The following is a 22,297-nucleotide window of genomic DNA, read 5'->3' as shown; positions in this document are numbered from 1 at the left end:
TCGGGGTGACGAACCGTCGCCGGCTGCGCGCCGTACCGCCGGTCAGCGACGGTACGGCACACTCGGCGTTCTGGACGGCGCAGCCGCCGACCGCGTCAACCCGTCGCTGACCGGCAGCACCACCCGCGGAGACCCTCGATCACCGCGCCCCAGATCAATCCCTGGACGAACATGCCGGGCGCGATGACGAGGAGCAGGTAGCCCCACGGCCAGGGGAGTGTGCCAGGGGCGGACAGCCCGACCTCGTCGGCGAGCGTCCCAGCGAGCAGCGCGAGGATCTGACCGAACCCCACCAAGGCGTAGCCGACCGGGTTCGCCACCACGAACAGCAGCGCGATCGACAGCGCCTCCGACCCCACCGCCCACGCGTACAGCACGGTCGAGCCGAGCGTCCACGCCGAGGCGAAGAGCAGCGTCCGGGACCACGGTCGACCTTCTGTTTTGAACATGTTCGAAACCTAGCGTAGAGTTCTGAACATGTTCAAACATCGGAAGTCGTGCTGATGGCGGCCGGCACGCGAGACACGCTCGTGACGGCGGCGCTGGCCCTGTTCCGCAGCGACGGCTACGACGCGACGACGATGCGCCGGATCGCGTCCGAGGCAGGGGTGTCGCTCGGGAACGCGTACTACTACTTCGACGGCAAGGACGCTCTCGTCCAGGAGCTGTACGACCAGATCCAGGTCGAGCACCGCGATCGCACGCTGCCGCTGCTGGTCGAAGGCGCGCCTCTGGCCGACAACCTCGCGAGGGTCCTGCGCAGCGGCCTCGACGTGATGGCGCCCTATCACGGCTTCGGCAGGACGCTCCTGGTCCACGCGCTTCCGACGCGGGCCGCCGCCAGCCCGTTCTCGCCGGAGTCGGCAGGTGCCCGGACGATGGCGGTCGCGCTGATGGACCAGGTGATCGCGATCTCGTCCACGAGCGTGCGCGGCCGGCTCCGCGCCGAGCTTCCGCGACTGCTCTGGTTCGCCTACCTCGGCGTCACCCTCCACTGGGTCGCCGACGCGTCGCCCGACCAGCGGCGGAGCTACGTCCTCGCCGAGCGGGCCGCGACGCTGGCAGGGCGGGCCGTCGCTCTCGCCCGCCTCCCGGTCGCTCGCGGACTCGTCACCGACGTGGTCGGCCTCTCCGCCTACGTCGCCGGAGAGGACCTTCCGGACACCGAAGAGGGGCGATGAGGGCCGGCACGACGGTGGCGCTGGCCGGAGCGACGGGGTTCGTCGGCCGCCACCTGCAGCGTGCGTGGGCAGAGCAGGGCGTGCGGGTCCGCACGATCGGGCGAGGCCCCGCCGCGCACGGGCGGTGGGGTGACACCGCCTCGATCGACCGGGCCGTCGACGGCGCCGACCTGCTGGTCAACCTCGCGGGTCGCTCGGTGAGCTGCCGCTATACGAAACGCACCGCCGACGAGATCCTCAGCTCCCGCACCGAGACGACCGCGCAGCTCGCACGGTCCCTGCACCGGGTCGCCTCCCCGCCACTGCTCTGGCTGAACGCGAGCACCGGCACGATCTACCGCGACGCGCGCGACCGCCCGATGGACGAGTGCAGGGGCGAGCTCGGCTCGGGATTCTCGGTCGCGGTCGCGCGTGCCTGGGAGGCCGAGGCGGCCGAGGCTCCGCCGGACGTCCGGGTGGTCGCATTGCGGATGGCGTTCGTGCTCGGCCCGGACGGGGGAGCGCTGTGCCCGCTGATCGACCTCGCACGGCTCGGACTGGGTGGGCGGATCGGTGACGGCGGCCAGATCGTCAGCTGGGTCCACATCGACGACGTCGGGCGGGTGATCGACCACGTCGTGGACCACCCGACGATCCGAGGGCCGGTCAACGTCGCCGCACCCGATCCGCAGCCGAACGCCGCCTTCATGCGGCACGTGCGCGAGGTCTTCGGCCGCAGGGTCGGTGTCCCGACACCGGCGTGGCTGCTCGGCCTCGGTGCCCGCGTCCTGCGCAGCGAGCCGGAGCTGGTGCTCAAGAGCCGCTGGGTCGACCCCGGGGTGCTGACCGGCACGGGGTACGCGTTCGCCTACCCCCGCCTGCGTCCGGCGCTCGTCGACATCGCGCGCAGCACGCCCCGCGGGCTGCTCCCGGTCCAGCTCGGCTGAACGACCGTGCGGACGTACGATTCTCAGCCGCAGTGGCGCTGCGGGCGCGCCTGACTGCCGAGTCGTACGTCCGGATGGTTGCTGCGCGGCTAGGCTCGGTCCATGGCGATCCTCGAGTCGATCAATGTCGGCCGCATCAAGCCGGTCGGGTACGCCTCGATCGGCAGGACCGCGATCGACAAGCGCCCGATCACCGGGTCGGTCCGCGCGCACGCGCTCGGCCTCGACGGCGACCAGATCGCCGACGCGAAGCACCACGGCGGTGTCGACCAGGCCGTCTACGCCTACGCCGCGGAGGATCTCGAGGAGTGGGGGCGCATCCTCGGTCGCGAGCTGCGCCCCGGCGAGTTCGGCGAGAATCTCACGACCCGCGGCCTCGACGTCAACGGTGCGCTGATCGGCGAGCGGTGGAGGGTCGGGGAGGCCACCTTCGAGGTGTGCTCCGTCCGGATCCCGTGCGCGACGTTCGCCGGGTTCCTCGAGGAGGACAAGTGGGTCCGCCGCTTCACCGAGCACGGGGTCCCCGGAGCGTACCTCCGCGTCTTCGAGGCCGGAGAGATCAGCGCCGGACAGGAGATCGAGGTCGTCGAGCGGCCCGATCACGACGTCACGGTGGCGCTGATGTTCCGCGCGCTGACGACCGACCGGACGCTCCTGCCGCGGTTGCTGGATGCGCCGCGGATCGAGTACGAGGCGCGCCGGAAGGCCCAGGCCTACGTGGACGCGCACCGCTGACCACGCGCACCGCCGACGGGCGCACCGGTTGCCGCCCGATCACTGCTCCAGCGCTCGCGCCAGGGCGTCACGGTCGTTGATCCCGAGCTTCGTGTAGACGTGGCGCAGGTGGTACTCGACCGTCTTCGGGCTCAGGAAGAGCGCCGCGGCCGCCTGCTTGGTCGTACGGCCCGAGCCGAGCATCCGCGCGATCTGGAGCTCCTGCGGGGTGAGGGCGTCGATGCTGCGGTCGTTGCGGCGACGGGGATGCTCGCCGGTCGCGGCCAGCTCGGCCGCCGCGGCGTCGGCCCACGGTCGGGCCCCGAGCCGGTCGAACACCGCCACCGCGTCGCGCAGCGGTGCGCGCGCCTCCGCCCGACGGCGGTCGCGGCGCCGCATCGAGCCGGTCGCGAGCAGGGTGCGCGCCTCCTCGAAGGTGTCCGGCGTCTCCCGCTGCAGAGCGAGCGCCTGGGCGAGCGCGGCCTCCGCTGCGTCCCCGGGGCCGAGGAGGAGCGCCGCCGTCCGCGCGGCACGTGCCCGGGCCCAGGGTTGTCCCTTGGCCTCGGCCCGGTCGGCGTAGTCGCGCGCGCAGGCGGCCGCCTCCTCCGAACGTCCCGCACGCAGGAGGCACTCGACGATCTCCGGGGTCGGTCGCAGGTCGACGTCGAGGAGCCCGATCTCGTCGAGCATCGCCACGAGCCCGCGGTAGTGGTCGAGCGCGGCGGTGGTGTCGCCCTGACCGAGCGCGAGGTCGCCGCGCGCCCACGCCGCCCAGGCACGGGCGAGGTGGACGTGGTTGCGGGCGTGCAGCTCCGTCGCCTCGACGGCGTGCTCCTCGCACGCGTCCGCCGATCCCACCCGGCTCTCCAGCCAGGCGAGCCCGGCGAGCAGCATCGCGAGGTCGTTGGTCTGGCCCGTCTCGCGGGCGAGCGCGATCCCCTCCTCGTACCCGGACCGCGCGTCGCCCCACCGGTCGGACGCGGCGGCATCCCGCGAGACCAGGAACAGCACGTACGGGAGCGAGCCGAGGGCGTTGCGTGCTCGGATCCGCTCGACCGCGTGGTCGACGAGGTCCCGGCCGGTGCTGGACTCCCGCAGGAACAACGGACCGAGCACGCCCCACCCGGGGCGGAGCGGATCGTCGGCGGACCCGCGATCGACCATCTCGCCCACCGACTGGCGGACCAGCGCGATGCCGTCCTCGCCGGTCGTGATCAGGCCGATCCCGGCCGCCAACCGTGCTCGGGTCCGCGCCGTCGGGTCGCTCAGGCGGGGAACGAGCGACCGGAGGCGACGGGTCGCGTCGCGGACCCCCGTGGTGTCGGCGAGGAAGAAGGAGGCGCCGACGAGGTCGCACGCCGCCAGTGCCGCTGCGTCCGGATCATCCGGGTCGAGGCGGCGCAGCGCCTCGGCGAGCAGGTCGCTCGCCGCGGTCAGCGAGCCGCCTCGCATCTCGACGGCGCCGCGCCGCGCCGCAGCCCGCGCCGCGGCGACGGGGTCCGCAGCGGTGTGCTCGGCGCGTTCCAGCAGGTCGGTCGCCCGGGACGCGTCTCCCGCCTCCCAGGCGGACTCGCCCGCCGCGGCGAGACGGCGGCTGCGTACGGCCGGTTCCGGGGTCAGGTCGGCCGCGCGTTCGTACCCGGCGACGGCGACCGCGTGCGCGCCGCGCTCGTCGGCCCGCCGCGCCGCATCCGCCAGGGCGTCGGCGGCCACGGCGTCTGGGCCGATCGTCGCCTCGGCGAGGTGCCAGGCGCGGCGGTCCGCGTCCGGAAGCACCGCTGCCAGCGCGCGGTGGGCGTCGCGCCGCTGCTGCGGGGGAGCGACGGCGTACGCGCTCGCTCGCGCCAGCGGGTGCGGGAACGTGAGGGCGGCACCGTCGATGCGGACGAGACCGACCGCCTCGGCGTCGGCGAGGACGGCCAGGTCGACGTCGAGCGCGGCGGCAGCAGCGGCGGTCCGCGCCACGTCGCCGTCACCGAGCGCCGCGACGAGGAGGGCCGTCCGGGCTTCCGGCGCGAGTCCGGCGGCCCGCCGGCCGTACGCCGCGAGCACCCGGGCGGGGATGTCGGGCGGACGGGTGGGCGGGGTCCGCTCGACTGTCTCGAGCTCGGCGGCGAGCTCGACGACCGCCAGCGGATTGCCGCCGGTGGAGGCGCGGACGCGCTCGGCGACCTCGTCGCCGGCGCGGCGGCCGGCCCGTTCGGTGAGGAGCCGGGCGACCGCATGGGTGTCCAGACCGCCGAGCTCGAGCCGCGGCAGGCTCGTGAGGAGGGGGGAGCCCTCGGTCGGTCGGCCGGCCGCCAGGACGGCGACCGGGTCGGCGACCAGCCGGCGCACCGCGAACGCGAGCGCTTCGGCGGAGGACCGGTCGACCTCGTGGGCATCGTCGACGACCGCGAGGACCGGCTTCTCCTTCGCCACCCGGCTCAGCAGCGACAGCGTGGCGGCGCCCACCGCGAACCGGTCCACCCGCTCCCCACCGCCCCGCAGCGCGAGCGCCACCTCGAGCGCCTCGACCTGCGGACCCGGCAGCGCCATCCGATGATCGAGGACCGGTCCGAGCAGCTGGTGCAGCACCGCGAAGGCCAGGTCCCGCTCCAGGGGGCTGCCGGTCGCTCGCAGCACCAGGAGCCCGTCGCCGGCGCTGCGCACCGCCTCGTCGAGCAGCGTGCTCTTGCCGATCCCGGCCTCGCCCACCAGAGCCAGCGCACCGCTCTGAGCGACGCGGGCGCCGCTCAGCACCCGGTCGAGGGCGGCGAGCTCGCGGTCGCGGCCGATCAGCATCTCTCGATCGTAGGGTCCGCGGGCGTCCGGGAGCCGGATCGTGCGCCCCGCCTCTGGCCGGCGACCGCGGAGGACTGCCTGCGGGCTGCGGAGGACTAGGTGGGGCACCTGATGCGGCCGCAGGCGCACGGCTGCGAGCGTCGAGCCACAGCAACCTGACACCCGACGAAGGGACCGCCATGACCACCATCGACGCACCACGAGAGGTCGATCCGGACAAGCTGATGGGCTTCGTGATGACCGCCGTGACCGAGGTCGGCGGCGCGCTGAACGCCGCTCTCGTCGTGATGGGCGACGAGCTCGGCTACTACCGCAGCCTGGCCGACGAGGGTCCGAGCACCCCGGCCGAGCTCGCCGAGCGCACCTCCACCGAGGAGCACATCGCCCGGGAGTGGCTGAACGCCCAGGCTGCCGGCTCGTACGTCGCTTACGACCCCCGGACCGGCCGGTACACGCTGCCGCCCGAGCAGGCGGTCGCGTTCACGGATCCCGACAGCCCCGCGTACCTCGTCGGCCTCTTCCAGATCGCGCACGGGACCATCCGTGACACGCCGTCCGTGCTGGCGGCGGCGCGTCGCGGCGACGGCGTCGGCTGGCACGAGCACAACCACGACGTGCACGAGGGCTGCGAGCGGTTCTTCCGGCCGAGCTACCAGGCGCACCTGGTCGCCGAGTGGCTGCCCGCGCTCGACGGCGTGGTCGACAAGCTCACCAGCGGCGCGCGAGTCGCGGACGTCGGCTGCGGGTACGGCGCCTCGACCGTCCTGATGGCCCAGGAGTACGACGCCTCGACGTTCGTCGGTGCCGACTACCACGCGCCGTCGATCGAGACGGCCCGTTCACGCGCCGCCGAGGCCGGGGTCGGGGACCGTACGACGTTCGTCGTCGAGCTCGCCGATGCCGTCGACGGCACCGGGTTCGACCTCGTGACGACGTTCGACTGCGTTCACGACATGGGCGACCCGGTCGGAGCGGCGCGACACATCCGCGACATCCTCGCCTCCGACGGCACCTGGATGGTGGTGGAGCCGGCCGCGGGCGACCACGTCGAGGACAACCTGAACCCGATCGGCCGCGCCTACTACGGCTTCTCCACGCTGCTGTGCACGCCCGCGTCGCTGTCGCAGGACGTGGGGCTGGCGATGGGGACGCAGGCCGGCCCGGCCCGGCTCCGCGACGTGGTCACGACGGCGGGATTCACCCGGTTCGCGCTGGTCGCGCAGACGCCGTTCAACAACGTCTACGAGGTTCGCCCGTGAGAGCACGGGAAGGGGCAAGCCCCTTCCGCGGGGGTCGGGTCGCGGCGACGATGGAAGCCATGGCGTCCGCCGACCCCCGCTGCCGACCGCCGGACGAGCACGGCAGCGTCGAGTCCGGCGGGGTCCCGATCGCGTGGGAGCGGTACGGGTCCGGCGCGGTCACGGTGGTCCTGATGCCGTGCTGGGCGATCGTCGGGTCGCGGGTGTGGAAGGCGCAGATCGCCTACCTGGCGCGGCACTACCGGGTCGTCACGTTCGACGGCCGCGGATCCGGGGCGTCGGGCAGGCCGGCCGGGGCGGCGGCGTACACCGACGCCGCCTACGTCGCGGACACCCTCGCGGTGATGGAGGCCACGCAGACCACCTCGGCGGTCTTCGTGGGCTTCTCGGCCGGGGCCGCGTGGGCCCTGACCGTGGCGGCGCAGCATCCCGAGCGGGTCGAGGGCCTGTTCGCGATCGCACCCGCGGGCCGGCTGATCGTCGACGGGCCGGGCCGTGCCACGCCCGACTGGGACGGCCCGGCGCCGCAGCGGCCGCAGGGATGGCAGACGTACAACCGTGCAGCGTGGATGGCGGGCGGGATCGATCGCTTCCGGGAGAACTTCTTCGCCGAGATGTTCGTGGAACCGCACTCCACCAAGCAGATCGAGGACGCGATGCTCTGGTCCTCGGCGGTCACGCCGGAGGTGCTCGCCGCGACGGTCGACGGCCCACGGGGCCTGCGCGGCGGTGAGGCCGCTCCCCAGGACGAGCTCGCCACCGCCGTACGGTGCCCGGTCGAGGTGCTGCACGGCACCCGCGACCGGATCGTCCCGTTCGCCGTCGGGCAGCGGTTCGCCGAGCTCACCGGCGGAACGCTGCTGCGGGTCGAGGGCAGCGGGCACGGCCTGCCGGGCCGCGACCCGGTGCTCGTCAACACCCGCCTGCGGGCGTTCGTCGACCGGGTCCGCCCGCCGGCCGCGCACGGGACCTGGGCACGCGCCTCCCGGCGTCCCCGCCGCGTGCTCTACCTGTCCTCGCCGATCGGGCTGGGGCACGCCTGCCGCGACCTCGCGATCGCGCGCGAGCTGCGGCGGCTCCATCCGGAGGTCGAGATCGACTGGCTGACCCAGCCGCCCGTCACCGGCGTGCTGACGGAGGCGGGGGAGAAGGTGCATCCTGCGTCGGCCTGGCTCGCCAGCGAGTCCGCTCACATCGACGCCGAGGCGGGGGAGCACGACCTGCACGCGTTCCAGGCGGTCCGCAGGATGGACGAGATCCTCGTCGCGAACTACCTGGTCTTCGACGAGGTCGTCCGCGAGCGGCCGTACGACCTGGTGGTCGGCGACGAGGCGTGGGACGTCGACCACTTCCTGCACGAGAACCCGGAGCGCAAGCGCGCGCCGTTCGCGTGGTTCACCGACTTCGTCGGCTGGTTGCCGATGCCGGACGGCGGAGCCTACGAGGAGGCGCTGACCCGCGACTACAACGCGGAGATGATCGAGCAGCGGGCTCGCTACCCGCACCTGCGGGACCGCTCGATCTTCGTCGGCGACCCCGAGGACGTCGTCGACGCGTCCTTCGGCGACGGTCTGCCGAGCATCAGGTCCTGGGTCGAGGAGGAGTTCGACTTCGCCGGGTACGTGAGCGGCTTCGACGTCCCGGACTCCGCCGCCCGGGCGGCGCTGCGGCGCTCGCTCGGATACCGGCCCGAGCATCGGGTCTGCGTGGTGACGGTGGGCGGCTCGGGGGTCGGGACGGCGCTGCTGGAACGCGTGCTGGACGCCGTCCCGATCGCCCGCCGCGAGGTTCCCGAGCTGCGCTTCCTGGTCGTCTGCGGCCCTCGGATCGATCCTGCGTCGTTGCCGCGTCGCCGGGGTGTGCGGATCCGCGGCTACGTGCCGCGGCTGCGCGAGCACCTGGCGGCGTGCGACGTCGCGGTGGTGCAGGGCGGTCTCACGACGTGCATGGAGCTCGCCGCGGCGCGCACGCCGTTCGTGTACGTGCCGCTGCGCCACCACTTCGAGCAGAACCTGCACGTCCGCCACCGGCTGGAGCGCTACCGTGCCGGTCGTCACCTCGCGTACGAGGACGCCGTGGACGCCGATCGGCTCGCCGCCGAGCTGCTCGGTGCGCTGGCCTCGACCCCCCGACCGCGGCGTGTCGCGACCGACGGTGCGGCCCGTGCGGCGGCCCTGCTGGGTGACCTGCTCTGAGACCAGGTCCCCGTTGGGTCTCGATTCGGTACACGGGGTGCCACAGGTCACCTACTCTCGCGTAGCATTCGGTCAACTCGTGATGCCCATCACCTACGACTCCCGCGATGAGGTGCACCCACCATGGCAACCCCCACGCCCGAGCAGCTCCAGATCATCGAGAACCGCGCCCGCAGTGTCGGCCGCCTGTTCTACGACCGTGTCCGGGAAACTCCGAACCGTGAGGCCTACCGCTACCCGGTCGGCGAGAACTGGCGCTCCCTGACCTGGGCCGAGACCGGCGACTACGTCTCCAAGATCGCCGCCGGCCTGATCTCGCTCGGCATCGAGCCGGAGGAACGCGTCGCGATCGCCTCCGGCACCCGCTACGAATGGATCCTCGCCGACCTCGCCATCATGGCGGCCGGCGCCGCGACCACGACGGTCTACCCGACCTCGGTGGCCGACGACGTGGCCTACATCCTGGCCGACTCCGGCAGCAGGATCGTCTTCGCCGAGGACGCCGAGCAGCTCGAGAAGCTCAGCGCGAAGCGCAGCGAGCTCCCCGACGTCTTCAAGGTCGTGCTGTTCGACGGCGAGGGCGACGGGGACTGGGTGATCTCGCTGGCGTCCCTCGAGGAGCTGGGCGAGAAGTACCTCTCCGACCACCCGTCGGCGGTCGACGAGCGGGTCGAGGCCACGCAGCCCGACCACCTCGCGACCCTGATCTACACCTCGGGCACGACCGGCCGCCCCAAGGGCGTCCGGCTGACCCACGACTCCTGGGCGTACGAGGGCGCGGCGGTCGCCGCGGGCGGCTTCCTGACCGTCGACGACCTCCAGTACCTGTGGCTGCCGATGGCCCACTCGTTCGGCAAGGTGCTGCTCTCGAACCAGCTCCACGTGGGCTTCGCGACCGCGGTCGACGGCCGGATCCCGAAGATCGTCGAGAACCTCGCCGTCGTGAAGCCGACCTGGATGGGCGCGGCGCCGCGGATCTTCGAGAAGGCCTACGGCCGGATCGTCGCGATGATGGAGGAGGAGGGCGGCGTCAAGCTCAAGCTCTTCCGCTGGGCGACGAAGGTCGCCGGCGAGGTGAAGAGCCTGGAGCGCGAGGGCAAGCCGGTCCCGGCGACGCTGAACGCCCAGTACAAGCTGGCCGACAAGATCGTGCTGTCGAAGATCCGGGAGCGCTTCGGCGGTCGGATCCGGTTCTTCATCTCGGGCTCGGCGGCGCTGTCGCGGGAGGTCGCCGAGTGGTTCGACGCCGCCGGCATCCTGATCCTCGAGGGCTACGGCCTGACCGAGACCGCGGCCGGGTCGTTCGTGAACCACCCGGACAACTACAAGTTCGGTACGGTCGGCGTCCCGATGCCGGGCACCGAGGTGAAGATCGCCGAGGACGGCGAGGTCCTCATCAAGGGCCCGGGCGTGATGCAGGGCTACCACAACCTCGACGAGGCCACCGCGGCCACGCTCCTGGACGGTGGGTGGCTCGCGACCGGCGACATCGGTCACGTCGACGAGGACGGCTTCCTGTCGATCACCGACCGCAAGAAGGACCTCTTCAAGACCTCGGGCGGCAAGTACATCGCGCCGTCGCACATCGAGGGCATCTTCAAGGGGGTCTGCCCGCTCGCCAGCCAGATGATCGTGCACGGCAACAACCGCAACTTCGTGTCCGCGCTGATCACGGTCGACCCCGAGGCCGCCGAGGTGTTCGCCGCCGGCCACGGGCTGGAAGGCACGTCGTACGCCGAGATCGTCACCTCCCCGCAGATGGAGAAGGCGATGGCGGCGTACGTCGACGAGCTGAACTCCAAGCTGAACCGCTGGGAGACGATCAAGAGGTGGAAGGTCCTCGACCACGACCTCTCCGTCGAGGAGGGTGACCTGACGCCGAGCCTGAAGCTGAAGCGCCGGGTCGTCGAGGACAAGTACCAGTCGGTCCTGGACGGCTTCTACAGCGAGGCCTGATCGCTCGCGCCGCGCAGGACGAGGGGCCGCACCCGCGCCGGGTGCGGCCCCTCGTCGCGTCCGGGTGGTCTACGGCAGCAGCCGACGGACGACCGCGTCGGCGAGCAGGCGCCCGGACCGGCTGAGGACCAGTCGTCCGCCGTCGAGCGGGGCGGGCAGGACGAGTCCGTCGGCCACGAGAGCGTCGACGGCGCCGCGTCCGTCGGCGTCGAGGCGCTCGAGCAGCATCCCGTCGTGCAGGCGCGACTCGAGCAGCACCTGCTCGACCCGCCGCGTCTCGTCGTCGAGCACCTCCCGACCGTGCCCGGGGGAGTGCCCGGAGGCCAGCCGGTCGGCGTACGCGGCCGGGTGCTTGACGTTCCACCAGCGGGTGCCGGCGACGTGGCTGTGGGCCCCGGGGCCGAATCCCCACCAGTCCGCGCCGGTCCAGTACAGCTCGTTGTGGCGGCAGCGGGCGGAGTCGTCGCGCGCCCAGTTCGACAGCTCGTACCACGCGAGACCGGCGGCGCCGAGCCGCTCGTCGGCCAGCGTGTACATGTCGGCCATCAGGTCGTCGTCCGGCGTGGCGACCTCTCCGCGCGCGACCTGCCGGGCCAGCGCGGTGCCCTGCTCGACGATCAGGGCGTACGCGCTGACGTGGTCGGGGGCGCAGGCGAGCGCCGCGTCGAGCGACGTCGCCCAGTCGGTCAGCGACTCACCGGGCGTGCCGTAGATCAGGTCGAGGCTGACCTGGTCGAACCCGGCGTCGCGGGCCCAGCCGACGACGTCCGGGACACGGTCCGGGTCGTGGGTGCGGTCGAGCGTCGCGAGGACGTGCGGGACGGCTGACTGCATCCCGAACGAGATCCGGGTGAAGCCGCGTTCCCGCAGCCGGCGCAGCGACTGAGGGGTGACGCTGTCGGGGTTGGCCTCCGTGGTCGCCTCGTAGCCGTCGGCCAGCCCGAACGTCGACCCCAGCGCGTCGAGCACCCGGCCCAGGTCGTCGGCCGGCAGCAGCGTCGGGGTGCCGCCGCCGACGAACACCGTCTCGAGCGCCGGTCCGCCGTCGCCCAGGACCTGCTGCGCGAGCGCGATCTCGGTGAGCACCGTGTCGGCGTACGTCGTGCGCGACGCGCCCTCGCCCAGCTCGAGCGCGGTGTAGGTGTTGAAGTCGCAGTAGCCGCACCGCACCGTGCAGAACGGCACGTGGACGTACGCACCGAACGGAGCCCGACCCAGCGCCTCGAGACTCGTCCGGGGCAGCGCGCCGTCGGCGGGGACGGACTCGCCTTCGGGCAGCGTGGAGGGCATGACCTCCATTGTGCGTGAGGCGCTGACCCGCCGGACGCGTAGCCTGGCGGACGAGGGTCGCGGGCGAGCCGAGGGGGCGTCGCTGATGTCTGTCACGCCGTCAGCGCCCGCGCTGGTCGGGCGGGCGGGCGAGTGTCGTGTGCTCGATGCGTTCGTCGCGAACGTGCGGGACGGACCTCGGGCGCTCGAGATCGTCGGGCCTCCGGGGATCGGCAAGACGGCGTTGTGGCGCCATGCCCTCCAACGCTGCGGGGACGGTCGCCCGCAGGTCCTCCGTACCCGCGCGACGCCGGAGGAGATGGGCTTGGGGATGGTCGGGCTCGTGGACCTGCTGGCCGACCACGAGCCGCAGGTGCTCGCCCTGCGCGAGGTGAACGATCCCCTGGAGCGGGGGCGGGTCGTCGTCCGGACGATCGAACGTCTCGCCGCGGAGCGGCCGGTCCTGATCGCGATCGACGATGCGCAGTGGATGGACTGGATCTCGGTCCGAGCCCTGCAGTTCGCGCTGCGGCGCCTGGACGGGGTCGCGTTGGGCGTCCTGGCGACGCGACGAGCGGGCGCGCCGGACCGGTTCGCGGTGGCGCGCCTGGTTCCTGCGGACCGTTACGAGGCGGTCGTCCCGGGGTCGCTCGATCTCGCCGGCACTCGAGCGCTGCTCGCCGGCACCGTCGCGGCGATCTCGCGCCCCACGCTCCGGCAGATCCATGCGACGTCGGGCGGGAACCCGCTGTACGCGCTCGAGCTCGCGCGTGCGTTCGTGAGCGGCGTCGAGGTGACCTCCCCGGCCGACCGCCGGCTCCCGCCGTCGTTGGAGAACGCGATCGAGGCGCGACTGGAGACCATGCCGGCGGACCTCACCCGGATCCTCCACGTCGTCGCCGCGGCTGGGACCCCGATCCCGATCGCTGGTGTTCGCCGGGCCGTCGGCCGGCCCGACACCGACGAGCAGGTCACCGTCGGTGAGCGCGTGGGGCTGCTCGTGGTCGACGACGACCTCCGGGTGCGGTTCGCCCATCCCCTGATCGCGTCGGTGGTGTACGCCCGGATGACCACGCTGGACCGGCATGCCGTCCACGGGCTGCTCGCAGGTCTGTCCGACGCGCCGGACGTCCGCGCCCGGCATCGCGCGCTCTCGAGCACCGGCCCCGACGCGTCGACCGCCGCCCTCCTCGAGGAGTCGGCGCGTCGCGCTGCCGCGCGAGGCGCGGCGGACGTCGCGGCGGAGTTCGCTCGGCACGCTGTTCGGCTGACGCCTGCCGGAGACGTCGGCGCGTGGCGCCGCCGCGCCGTTGCCGAGATCGTTCATCTCGCCGCCCTGGGCGAGGTGGGCGCGGCGCTCGAGCACGCCGAGCGCCTCGTCGAGGCGCTCCCGCGGGGACCCGACCGCGCGAAGGTCCTCGTCCAGTGGGCCGAGATCGAGGACGGGAGATCGGACGCTGCGCGCGACCGGCTGGTCGAGGCGCTCGACGACGCGGGCCCCGACCGTGTGCTGCGGTCCCGCGTGCTCGTGGCCCTGGCGTGGTCGGGGGCGATCAAGTACGGGGAGCTGAGCCTCGCTGCGGATCGACTGCGCGAGGCGTGCGACCTCGCAGGGGAGGCGGGCGCGGACGACGTGCGCGAGGACGCGGCGGCGAGGCTGGTGCACGTCGAGACCATGCGCGGCCGGCCGCGGCCGGACCTGCGCGCGACCGAGGCGTTGGAGACCGAGCCGGCGGAGGGCGTCCCTGTGCTCCGCGCCGGCCCCACCACGCTCGTCGCCCGTCAGGTTGCCTGGTCAGGCGATCTGACGACGGCGCGAAGGCTGGCCGAGGCCCAGTGCCTCGCGGCGCGGCGGGGTGATCTCGAGCTCCAGCGTGCGTACCGGCTGCACGACCTCGCGCTGCTGGAGTGCGCGGCCGGTGAGTTCGCGCGCGCTGACGAGCTGGTCGAGCAGGGTCGGCAGGCGGCGGACGACGCGCAGAACTCGTGGGCCGCGCGGGTGCTCCTGCACCCCCGCGCGCTCGTCGACGCCTGGACCGGACACGAGGACGGCGCGCGTGAGTCGGCTGAACGCATGCTGGCGCGCGCTGAGGAGGGGCGCCACCGTCCGGCGATGACGCGGGCGCTCGGCGTGCTCGGGATCGTCGCGCTCGTCGAGTCCGACGCGGTGACGTCAGCCGTGCACCTGTCCCGTGCGGCCGACTGCCTGGAGGAGATGGGCGCCGCCCACCCTGGCGTGTACGGGATCCTGCCGGACCTGGTCGAGGCCCGTGCGGTGACCGGCGACCTCGACCGTGCACGTTCGGCGTTGCAGACGCTCGCCGACCAGGGCGCCGGGCTCGACAACCCGTGGGTCCGCGCTGTGGGCCGGCGCGCCGAGGGCTGGGTCCTGCTGGCCGACGGAGACCCGGATGCGGCCGCGGAGGCGATGAGTGGCGCCGCCTGCACGCTGGACGAGCTCGGATACCGTCCCGACGCGACCCGAGCGCTGCTCGGCGAAGGCTGTGCGCTGCTGCGACGGGGCCGCCGGACCGCGGCCGCCGAGGTCCTGGCCAGCGCCGAGCAGCGCTTCACGGAGCTCGGTGCAGTGCGGTGGGCGGCCCGGGCGGCCGCCGAGCTCGAACGGGTCGCACCGGGCCGCCGGCGCGGCGAGCTCACCGCGACCGAGCGGGCGGTGGGACGGCTCGTCGCCGAGGGACGTCGTAACCGGGAGATCGCCGAGGCGATGTTCGTGAGCGTGGCGACCGTCGAGGCGCACCTCACGCGGATGTATCGCAAGCTGCAGATCCGGTCACGCAGCGAGCTGACCCGCCTGGTCGCGGACGGCGAGGTCGAGGTCGAGCCCGTTCCCGAGGACGGCGCGGCGGGGAAGGTCTAGGGAAAACCCTCTGGTTCGCCCGGCCCGCCGTTCCTAGGTTGAGACGACCGACCGCAGCAGGGACGTCGCGTCGAGCGCCCCTGATCCGCGACCACCGTCCACACACGAACGGATGCATCACCGTGCGCAACGCTCTGCCCATCCTCACCGCCACCGCAGGACTGCTCGCCACGACCCTCGTCGTCGCAGCCCCTGCCACCGCCGCCGACGTCAACCGACCACCGCTGCGCACGATCAGCGGCCCCAGCACGCTGGTGTACAACCCCGAGGGGATCGCCCGCGACACGGCGGGTCGCCTGTTCGTCGGCACCATCGGCCGCACCGCGGTCTTTCCACCTCATGTGTCCGGTGACGTCGCGCCGGTGCGGACGATCGCCGGCTGGGGCGCGGGCGTGGCCTTCGACGCCGACGGGTACCTCTACGTCGCCGGCAGTAACGAGGTCCGGGTGTACGCGCCCGGCGGCGGCAACAACCCGACGCCGGTCCGCACGATCTCCGGCCCCGACACGCTCCTCGACCGCCCCGTTGCAGTCGCGGTGGGTCCGTCCGGCTGGATCTACGTGGTGAACTCGCTCGACGACTCGGTGACGGTGTACCGCGCGGGCGCCGACGGAAACGCGCGGCCGGCGCGTCGCATCGCCGGCGGACGGACCCGCATGGACTACCCGTCGGGAATCCTGCTCGCCCGTGAACGCCTCTACGTCTCCAACACGGGCAACGACTCGATCAACCAGTACGGCAAGAGCGACGACGGCAACGTCGCTCCGACTCGCAGGCTCCGCGGCAGCCGCACCACCATCGACGCGCCGAAGGGTCTCGCGACCGATGACCAGCACCGGCTCTACGTCGCGAACTACTCCCACGACACCGTCGCCGTCTTCGACCCCCGGAGCAGCGGCAATGCGCGGCCTCTGGCTCGTCTGCGCGGGCCCGCGACTCAGCTCGACGGACCCCACGGCCTCCTCGTCGACCCGCACAACCGGGTGGTCGTCGGCAGCTTCGTGGGGAACCACGTCGCGACGTTCCCGCCGCTCTTTCGCAGAGCCGCCCGACCGGGCAAGGTCGGCAGGCTCAAGGTCAAGGGCTCGCCGCGGGCCAGGAAGTGGAAGGTCGACTGGACGAAGCCGTCCAGGACCGGCCACGCCCGCATCGACCGCTACTCGGTCGTGGTCAGGAAGCGTGGCCTGACCGTGCACAAGGAGACTCGGCGCACCTCGGCGGCCCGCCTGACCCGCGGGGAGCTCCGCCGAGGCGGACGACTGCGCCTCGGTCGCTACAAGGTGACCGTGCAGGCACGCAACATCAAGGGCTGGGGGCCCGCCACGACCAAGACGTTCCGCGTCCAGCGCCGCTGACGACGGTCGCTGACGAAACGGGGGGACCAGACATGACCATCGAGCTCGCCGAAGGGCTGCCGGACGCGGTGCCGCCGGAGCAACGTGCCGCGCTGCGCCGGCTGGGGATCTGCACCCTGGCCGACCTGGCGGCGTACCCGCCAGCCCGGCACGCCACCACCCTGATGGCGGCGGAGTCCCAGGACGCGCTGGACCCGGGGGTGCTGCGGTGCTACGTGCGAGCCGATGCGACCGTGCCCGCGGACGGCCTGGGCAGCATGCCGGCGCGTGCGCTGCGTGCCGTCTCGGCGGGCACCGCCGAGGTGCTCGCCGACGCGTTCGGGCTGACGACGGTGGCTGAGCTCGCCGCCTGGCCTCCGTTCGTCGCCGTGACCACCGATCCCGCACCGACGTCCGAGGCGGTCTTCTTCGAACGACCGTCCGCTCCGCCGGGGCTGATCCCGCAGCCGGCCGGGAGCACGCACACGGCGATCCGGCTGAGCAACTACGTGCGCGAGGTCCGGCGCGAGTTCGCCGACCACGAGCTCGTCTACCGCGCCGACCCGGACGAGCCGATGCCCCCCGAGCAGCTGCTCGACGCGTTCGTGCGAGCCCGCCTCGAGGTCAGCTTCGGCTACCTGGCCCTGCTGAAGCAGCGCTGGCTCACCGCGGGCACCCACCTCGGCGACGTGCTGCACAGTCTCGCGCTGGCTCCTGGGGAGTCGCGCAACATCGCGTTCGTGGACTGGTTCCAGAGGCAGACCAGCCGCCGTGACGAGACCACCACTGCAGAGGAGCGGCTCGAGAGCGAGATCCTGCAGACGCGTGCGATCAGCGAGGTCGTCCGAGCGACGGCGCAGGAGCATCTGGTCGGCTCGACGGAGATCGACGCGACCACCAGGGTCAGCGGCCAGGGTCTGACCGGGGGTACGGGTGGCGGGGCTGCACGGTCGGGGACGGCCGCAGGCGGGATCGCTGCCGACCTCTCCTCGTTCGGCCTTCCGCTGGGCGCCTCGGGTTCCGCGGCAGGGGGCAACGTGCTGTCATCGGCCCACGCGCTGGGCGGCAGCCTCGTACACGCGCAGGGGACCGTCCAGGGCGTGATCCAGTCGGAGACCCGCGGTGAGCGCGAGGTGCTCGGCGACCTCGTGCAGAACATCTCCGACGCCACGGCGCAGAACTCGTCGAACGTCAGATCGCTGATGTCGACCGTGGTCGTCGAGGACGACCAGCGCGGCCGACAGCGCGCCCGTACGCGCAACGTCACCAACTACAACCACTCGCACGCGCTGACCGTGCACTACTTCGAGGTTCTGCAGCGCTACCTGGTCGACACCCGGGCGACCCGCCTGACCCCGGTCCTGTACCTGCCCTTCCGACCGCTCGACTTCACGATCGACGTGGTCGCCGAGTACTGGCCTCTGCTGCGCCGAGGGGTTCGGGAGACGGCGCCGGCGCGATTCGCGCAGTGGGACGACGTCGTGAAGAGCTTCTCGCCGACCGATGCGGCCTTCGACCTCACGGGCGAGCTGAGCATCGACCAGGTGACGATCGATGCCGTCGACCGGGTGGACGGGCGGATCGAGGTCGAGATGACCGAGACGAACCCGGACGTGAAGTTCACCGTGCCGATGGTCGACCTCGAGCCGATGGTCGACCTCGAGCTCGACGGACGGCTGACCTACCTGTCGTACCCGGTGCTGCTGCAGTCCCACCAGAGCGCCAGCGCCTTCGGCTCGGTCTCCTCGGTCCCGTTGGACGAGGACGTCGCGCTGCGGATCGTCACGCCGCAGATGCGGGAGCGCTTCCGGGACGCGCTGAAGTCCGCGATCGACCGCGCGAACCGGGTCACCGTCGAGGTGGACGGCCTCGAGTTCGACGAGATCGGCGCCGGCAGCAACCGGACGAAGATCAAGCGGGACGTCGATGCCGGTCAGTACCGCCTGCTCAACCCGAACGAAGGTGTCGACCTGGAGCTCGAGATCGAGTTCGTCGTCTCCGACCAGCACGGCAACGAGCAGGTCGTCCGGCGCTCGGTGACCACCACGCTGACGTTCTCGCAGCTCGAGGGCGAGATCGACCGGACGCTCCTCGACGTCTCCGAGGCGATCATGACCGATCTGGCGACGATCGCGGACGTCAACCCGTTCGCCGAGATCGAGGACATCGAGGAGCACTTCCGGTTCTACAAGTACGGCTACACCAAGTTCCTGCTCGCCTCGCTGGAGAAGGAACAGCTCATCGACGTGGTCGAGCACCTGCGGGTCCAGAGCGGCGCGTCGTCCCAGCCGCTGACGCAGCTGATCGACCCGAGCCCCCTCGCGATGGTCGACAACCAGCTGATCTTCCGACTTCTGGAGCCGATCGAGAGTTCTCGGGGGCTGGCCGAGAGCGTGTTCAACCACAGCATCCTCGTCGGCCGGTCGGGCGACGACCTGCCCGTCTTCGAGGTCCGAGGAAGCGGCAGCAGCCGTGAGTCGGTGCGGGGCGGGCGTACGGTCCAGCTGCACTCGCTGAGCGGACAACGTGCGGCCGGTGCCACGCTGGACCTGGGAGCCGAGGTCGGGCTCGAGGTAGAGGTCGGGTTGACCCCGCTCGCCGACGGACGGTTCCCTGTCACGGGGCGGCTCACCACGCAGGAGACCGTCGGTCGCCGGGTGACGACGGTGCAGCGCGACCTGGCGGGGACCGCGGCGTCGCCCGATGCGGCCCGCCTGGAGCTGCAGGTGCGCACCGCGAGCCTGGACGACCGCGACGTGCTGGACGACCTCGTCGTCGTGGTCGATCGCGACCTCGAGCCGGTCCCCGACCTCGGCCTCGATCAGGAGGTCGGCCAGTATCTCGAGCAGATCGACGCGCTCGAGTCCCGGGTGCGCGAGAACCCGCGGAAGCAGGTGGTCCACCTGCCGACGGCCGGAGTCTTCGCCGAGGCGATCCTCGGCCGCTCGAACGCCTCGGAGTACGTCGACCCGCGTCGCTTCTACCACTGGCAGGACTCGCCGATCCCGCACCAGGCGCCGCAGATCCTGCCGGTCGACCTCAACGTCGACCGTGCCGGCGAGGTCGCCGGCGACCTGGATCCGACGATGCCCGAGAGCACCCTCGAGGTGGCGAGGCCGCTGCTGTTCCCGATGCCGACCGGGCTCACGTCCGCGCTCGACGCAGTTCGCGACGGCTCGATGTTCGCCAACCTGTCAGGGCAGGACCAGCTCACCTCGGTGCTCGGGAACCTGTCGCAGGTCGCGAGCCAGACGGCCCAGCTGGCCGGCCAGCTGTCCGGTCAGGCGGCCGCGGACGCGCTCGACGCCGCAGTCGCGCTCGGCCAGCAGGTCGCCTCGCTGACCGGCGGTGCACTCGACGACCACCTCGCATCGCCTCCGGAGACGCCGACCCAGAAGGCCGCGGCGCTCAACGAGCTCGACGCCATCGGGGCACGGCCGACCCCGGAGGGTCCGGTCTCGACGGTCGACTCGGCGAAGGGGGACGCGATGGGCACGCCGCTGGACTGCGGCGACCACACCGACGGCGGCGGCGGTGGGACCGGCGGTGGTGACGGGACCGACGGTGGTGACGGGACCGGCGGTGGTGGTGACGGCGACGGCGACGGGACTGACGGCGGGGGCGCGGGTGACGGTGGTGACGGCGATCCGGAGCTGCTCGACGGCACCCTGCGGATCACGTCCGCGCTCCCGTCGCCCTACGCGTTCGCGCGTGCCGACGTCCTCCAGGTCGTCGAGGATGCGATCCCGGACTCGGTCGGCGAGGACGTTCGGGACCTGTACGAGACGATCCGGGACCTGGTGGTCGACGAGGACGCGTCGGACGACGAGAAGGCCGCCGCCGCGGCCGCGGTGCTCTCGAAGGCGAAGGGGGCGGGCGCCGGCACCGTCGTGGGACTGATCGCCGACCTCGCGACGTCCGACGCGACGGTCTCGCTGCTCGAGGACATCCTCGTGCTGCTCTACGACCTGGTGCACACGCTGGCGTTCCCGCACGTCGGGTTCGAGCTGGGCGGCGAGCGGGGGACCTGGACGCAGGTGGAGTTCGACGTCCGCAAGCGGCGCGGCGAGGCTCCCACGGTCGTCCGACGCACCCAGTACCCGTACTGCACCACGTCCTACCTGCTGGGCGGAGACGTCGTCAACGTCGAGCCGAACCCTCCGTCGTGGGCCGCGGAGGACCTGCGCGGCGCCGTGCAGGTCTGGTCGGAGGAGAAGCCTGCCAGCGACTTCACCTGGGTGCTGCTGGACTTCTCCGACCGGGTTGTCATCGACATCGAGAGCACGCAGAGCGTGATGATCGACCCGAGCTCGCTGCTGTCGGCGATGAGGGCGTACGCACGACAGCGGATCGTCGACCACATGGAGGCACGCAGCGAGGCGGCGACCGAGGCGCTCGGCGAGGCGGTCAAGGACCTCGTGGGCGACGGGTGGCTCGTCGATCTCGTCGAGTTCGTCGTCAGCGGCGTGCTCGATCTGCAGACCCTGATGGCGACCGTGGGCTTCGACCTGATGAGCCTGATCTTCCTTCCGCAGACGCTGGTGGTCGGCGAGATCCGGGTCGAGAGCACGCTCTCGCTCGCGGCCGAGCTGTCGTACCGCAGCACCGGGACGCCGGGCTGGGAGCTCGCGGTGCGGGGCCGGCGGTCCCAGTTCCCCGCGCTGGCGGTGTCGTTCGACAACGAGCAGGGCCGTGTCGACGTCGATGCCGGGACGGCCCACCCGCAGGGCTTCTACAGCCTGCTGCTCCTCGACGACGTGGAGATCCAGGTCGAGCCGCAGGACCTGTCCTCGTCCGCTCGGGTCAGCGGGTGACGAAGTCGATCAGCTCCTCGACCCGGCCGAGCAGGGCCGGGTCGAGGTCGGTGTAGCTGCGTACGGAGCCGAGGATCCGTTTCCACGCCTGCGCGATGTCGGCGTGGTTGCGGTGCGGCCAGCCGAGGCTCTGGCAGATCCCGTGCTTCCACGGGATCGAGCGCGGGACGGTGGGCCAGGCCTCGAGCCCGAGCCGCTCGGGCTTGACCGCCTGCCAGACGTCGACGTACGGGTGCCCGACGACGAGCACGTGCTCGCGGTGCGGGCCGCGGGTCACCGTGGACGCGATTCGCGCCTCCTTCGACCCGGGGACGAGGTGGTCGACGAGCACGCCGAGGCTGCGTCCGGGGCCGGGCCGGAAGTCCGCGACGACGCTGGGGAGGTCGTCGACGCCCTCGAGATACTCGACCGCGACGCCCTCGACCCGCAGGTCGTCGCCCCAGACCTTCTCGACCAGCTCGGCGTCGTGCCGGCCCTCGACGTAGATCCGGCTCTCGCGGGCGACCCGGGCCCGGGCGTCACGGACGACGGTCGAGCCCGAGGCTGTCCGGGTGGCGCGCTGCGGGGCCGTGCGGGCCGGCGCGCTCAGGACGACCGGGCGGCCCTCGAGCAGGAATCCCGGTCCGAGCGGGAAGGTGCGCCGCCGGCCGTGCCGGTCCTCCAGCTCCACGGTGTGCAGGTCGCGGTCGGTCCGGACCACGGCGCCGCAGAAGTCGGTCTGGACCTCCTCGACCACCAGGCCGACCTCGGCGACCGCGTCGACCGAGCGTCCGCGCGGGGGCTTGCGCCAGTCGCCGGAGAGGACGTCGGATCCGTAGCGGTCGTGACTCACCCGGGCACCGTAGCCGAGCGCGTCGGCCGTACCGGGCCGCGACACACGGGGTGTGCCCGAGTGCTGGTCCGGCTCGCTAGACTGGCACTCAGGATGCGAGAGTGCCAAGCGGTACGGCCCGCGCCGCACGAGCGCCGCGGGACCGCGCCGCGCGG

At 72.6% G+C, this 22,297-nt stretch carries 13 protein-coding genes; 9 read left to right on the top strand and 4 right to left on the bottom strand.

Annotation, left to right across the window (positions count from 1 at the left end; genetic code table 11):
* Window positions 1-95 precede the first annotated feature (95 nt).
* Window positions 96-449, bottom strand: coding sequence for a hypothetical protein (locus CLV56_RS16905; protein ID WP_039359562.1), 354 nt, complete (start codon window positions 447-449; stop codon window positions 96-98).
* A 54-nt stretch (window positions 450-503) separates the two neighbouring features.
* On the opposite strand from CLV56_RS16905, the gene CLV56_RS16900 reads away from it, so the two are divergent.
* The 3 genes from CLV56_RS16900 (at window position 504) to CLV56_RS16890 (ending at window position 2,842) form a co-directional block, all read left to right on the top strand.
* Complete coding sequence (locus CLV56_RS16900) at window positions 504-1,181, top strand: TetR/AcrR family transcriptional regulator (protein ID WP_100415516.1); 678 nt, start codon at window positions 504-506, stop codon at window positions 1,179-1,181.
* On the top strand, window positions 1,178-2,107 hold the full coding sequence (locus CLV56_RS16895) for a TIGR01777 family oxidoreductase (protein ID WP_039359559.1): 930 nt from the start codon (window positions 1,178-1,180) through the stop codon (window positions 2,105-2,107). Before CLV56_RS16900 ends, CLV56_RS16895 begins: the two co-directional genes overlap by 4 nt.
* A gap of 102 nt (window positions 2,108-2,209) precedes the next feature.
* Complete coding sequence (locus tag CLV56_RS16890) at window positions 2,210-2,842, top strand: MOSC domain-containing protein (RefSeq protein ID WP_039359556.1); 633 nt, start codon at window positions 2,210-2,212, stop codon at window positions 2,840-2,842.
* A gap of 39 nt (window positions 2,843-2,881) precedes the next feature.
* Here the strand turns inward: CLV56_RS16890 and CLV56_RS16885 are convergent, their stop codons facing one another.
* Entirely contained in the window at window positions 2,882-5,605 is a 2,724-nt protein-coding gene (locus CLV56_RS16885; protein WP_039359553.1) for an AAA family ATPase, read from the bottom strand.
* Window positions 5,606-5,784: 179 nt separating this feature from the next.
* Between CLV56_RS16885 and CLV56_RS16880 the strand changes: the two genes are divergently transcribed.
* From CLV56_RS16880 to CLV56_RS16870, 3 genes are all read left to right on the top strand, one after another.
* Entirely contained in the window at window positions 5,785-6,864 is a 1,080-nt protein-coding gene (locus tag CLV56_RS16880; RefSeq protein ID WP_039359552.1) for a class I SAM-dependent methyltransferase, read from the top strand.
* A gap of 59 nt (window positions 6,865-6,923) precedes the next feature.
* Window positions 6,924-9,059 carry an alpha/beta hydrolase gene (locus CLV56_RS16875; RefSeq protein WP_100415321.1) on the top strand — a complete coding sequence of 712 codons (2,136 nt, stop codon included), beginning with the start codon at window positions 6,924-6,926 and terminating at the stop codon, window positions 9,057-9,059.
* Between the two features lie 123 nt (window positions 9,060-9,182).
* Window positions 9,183-11,015 carry an AMP-dependent synthetase/ligase gene (locus tag CLV56_RS16870; RefSeq protein WP_039359548.1) on the top strand — a complete coding sequence of 611 codons (1,833 nt, stop codon included), beginning with the start codon at window positions 9,183-9,185 and terminating at the stop codon, window positions 11,013-11,015.
* A 69-nt stretch (window positions 11,016-11,084) separates the two neighbouring features.
* Here the strand turns inward: CLV56_RS16870 and hemW are convergent, their stop codons facing one another.
* Window positions 11,085-12,305, bottom strand: coding sequence for a radical SAM family heme chaperone HemW (gene hemW, locus CLV56_RS16865; protein ID WP_039359747.1), 1,221 nt, complete (start codon window positions 12,303-12,305; stop codon window positions 11,085-11,087).
* On the opposite strand from hemW, the gene CLV56_RS16860 reads away from it, so the two are divergent.
* The 3 genes from CLV56_RS16860 (at window position 12,304) to CLV56_RS16850 (ending at window position 21,310) form a co-directional block, all read left to right on the top strand.
* Window positions 12,304-15,162, top strand: coding sequence for an ATP-binding protein (locus CLV56_RS16860; RefSeq protein ID WP_100415320.1), 2,859 nt, complete (start codon window positions 12,304-12,306; stop codon window positions 15,160-15,162). The two genes, hemW and CLV56_RS16860, sit on opposite strands and share 2 nt — an antisense overlap.
* 122 nt (window positions 15,163-15,284) lie before the next feature.
* Window positions 15,285-16,517, top strand: a complete 1,233-nt coding sequence (locus CLV56_RS16855) for an NHL repeat-containing protein (protein ID WP_039359542.1) — start codon at window positions 15,285-15,287, stop codon at window positions 16,515-16,517.
* Window positions 16,518-16,549: 32 nt separating this feature from the next.
* A complete protein-coding gene (locus CLV56_RS16850; RefSeq protein ID WP_039359539.1) occupies window positions 16,550-21,310 on the top strand; it encodes a hypothetical protein in 4,761 nt (1,586 codons plus the stop codon).
* On the opposite strand, the gene CLV56_RS16845 is transcribed toward CLV56_RS16850, so the two are convergent.
* Window positions 21,300-22,142 carry a DUF3097 domain-containing protein gene (locus tag CLV56_RS16845; protein WP_039359745.1) on the bottom strand — a complete coding sequence of 281 codons (843 nt, stop codon included), beginning with the start codon at window positions 22,140-22,142 and terminating at the stop codon, window positions 21,300-21,302. The genes CLV56_RS16850 and CLV56_RS16845 overlap by 11 nt on opposite strands.
* Between the last annotated feature and the right edge of the window lie 155 nt (window positions 22,143-22,297).

The sequence above is a fragment of the Mumia flava genome (genome assembly GCF_002797495.1).
Lineage (GTDB): Bacteria > Actinomycetota > Actinomycetes > Propionibacteriales > Nocardioidaceae > Mumia > Mumia flava.
The sequence above is the reverse complement of the archived record's forward strand: the minus strand, read 5'-3'. Positions and strand labels throughout refer to the sequence as shown.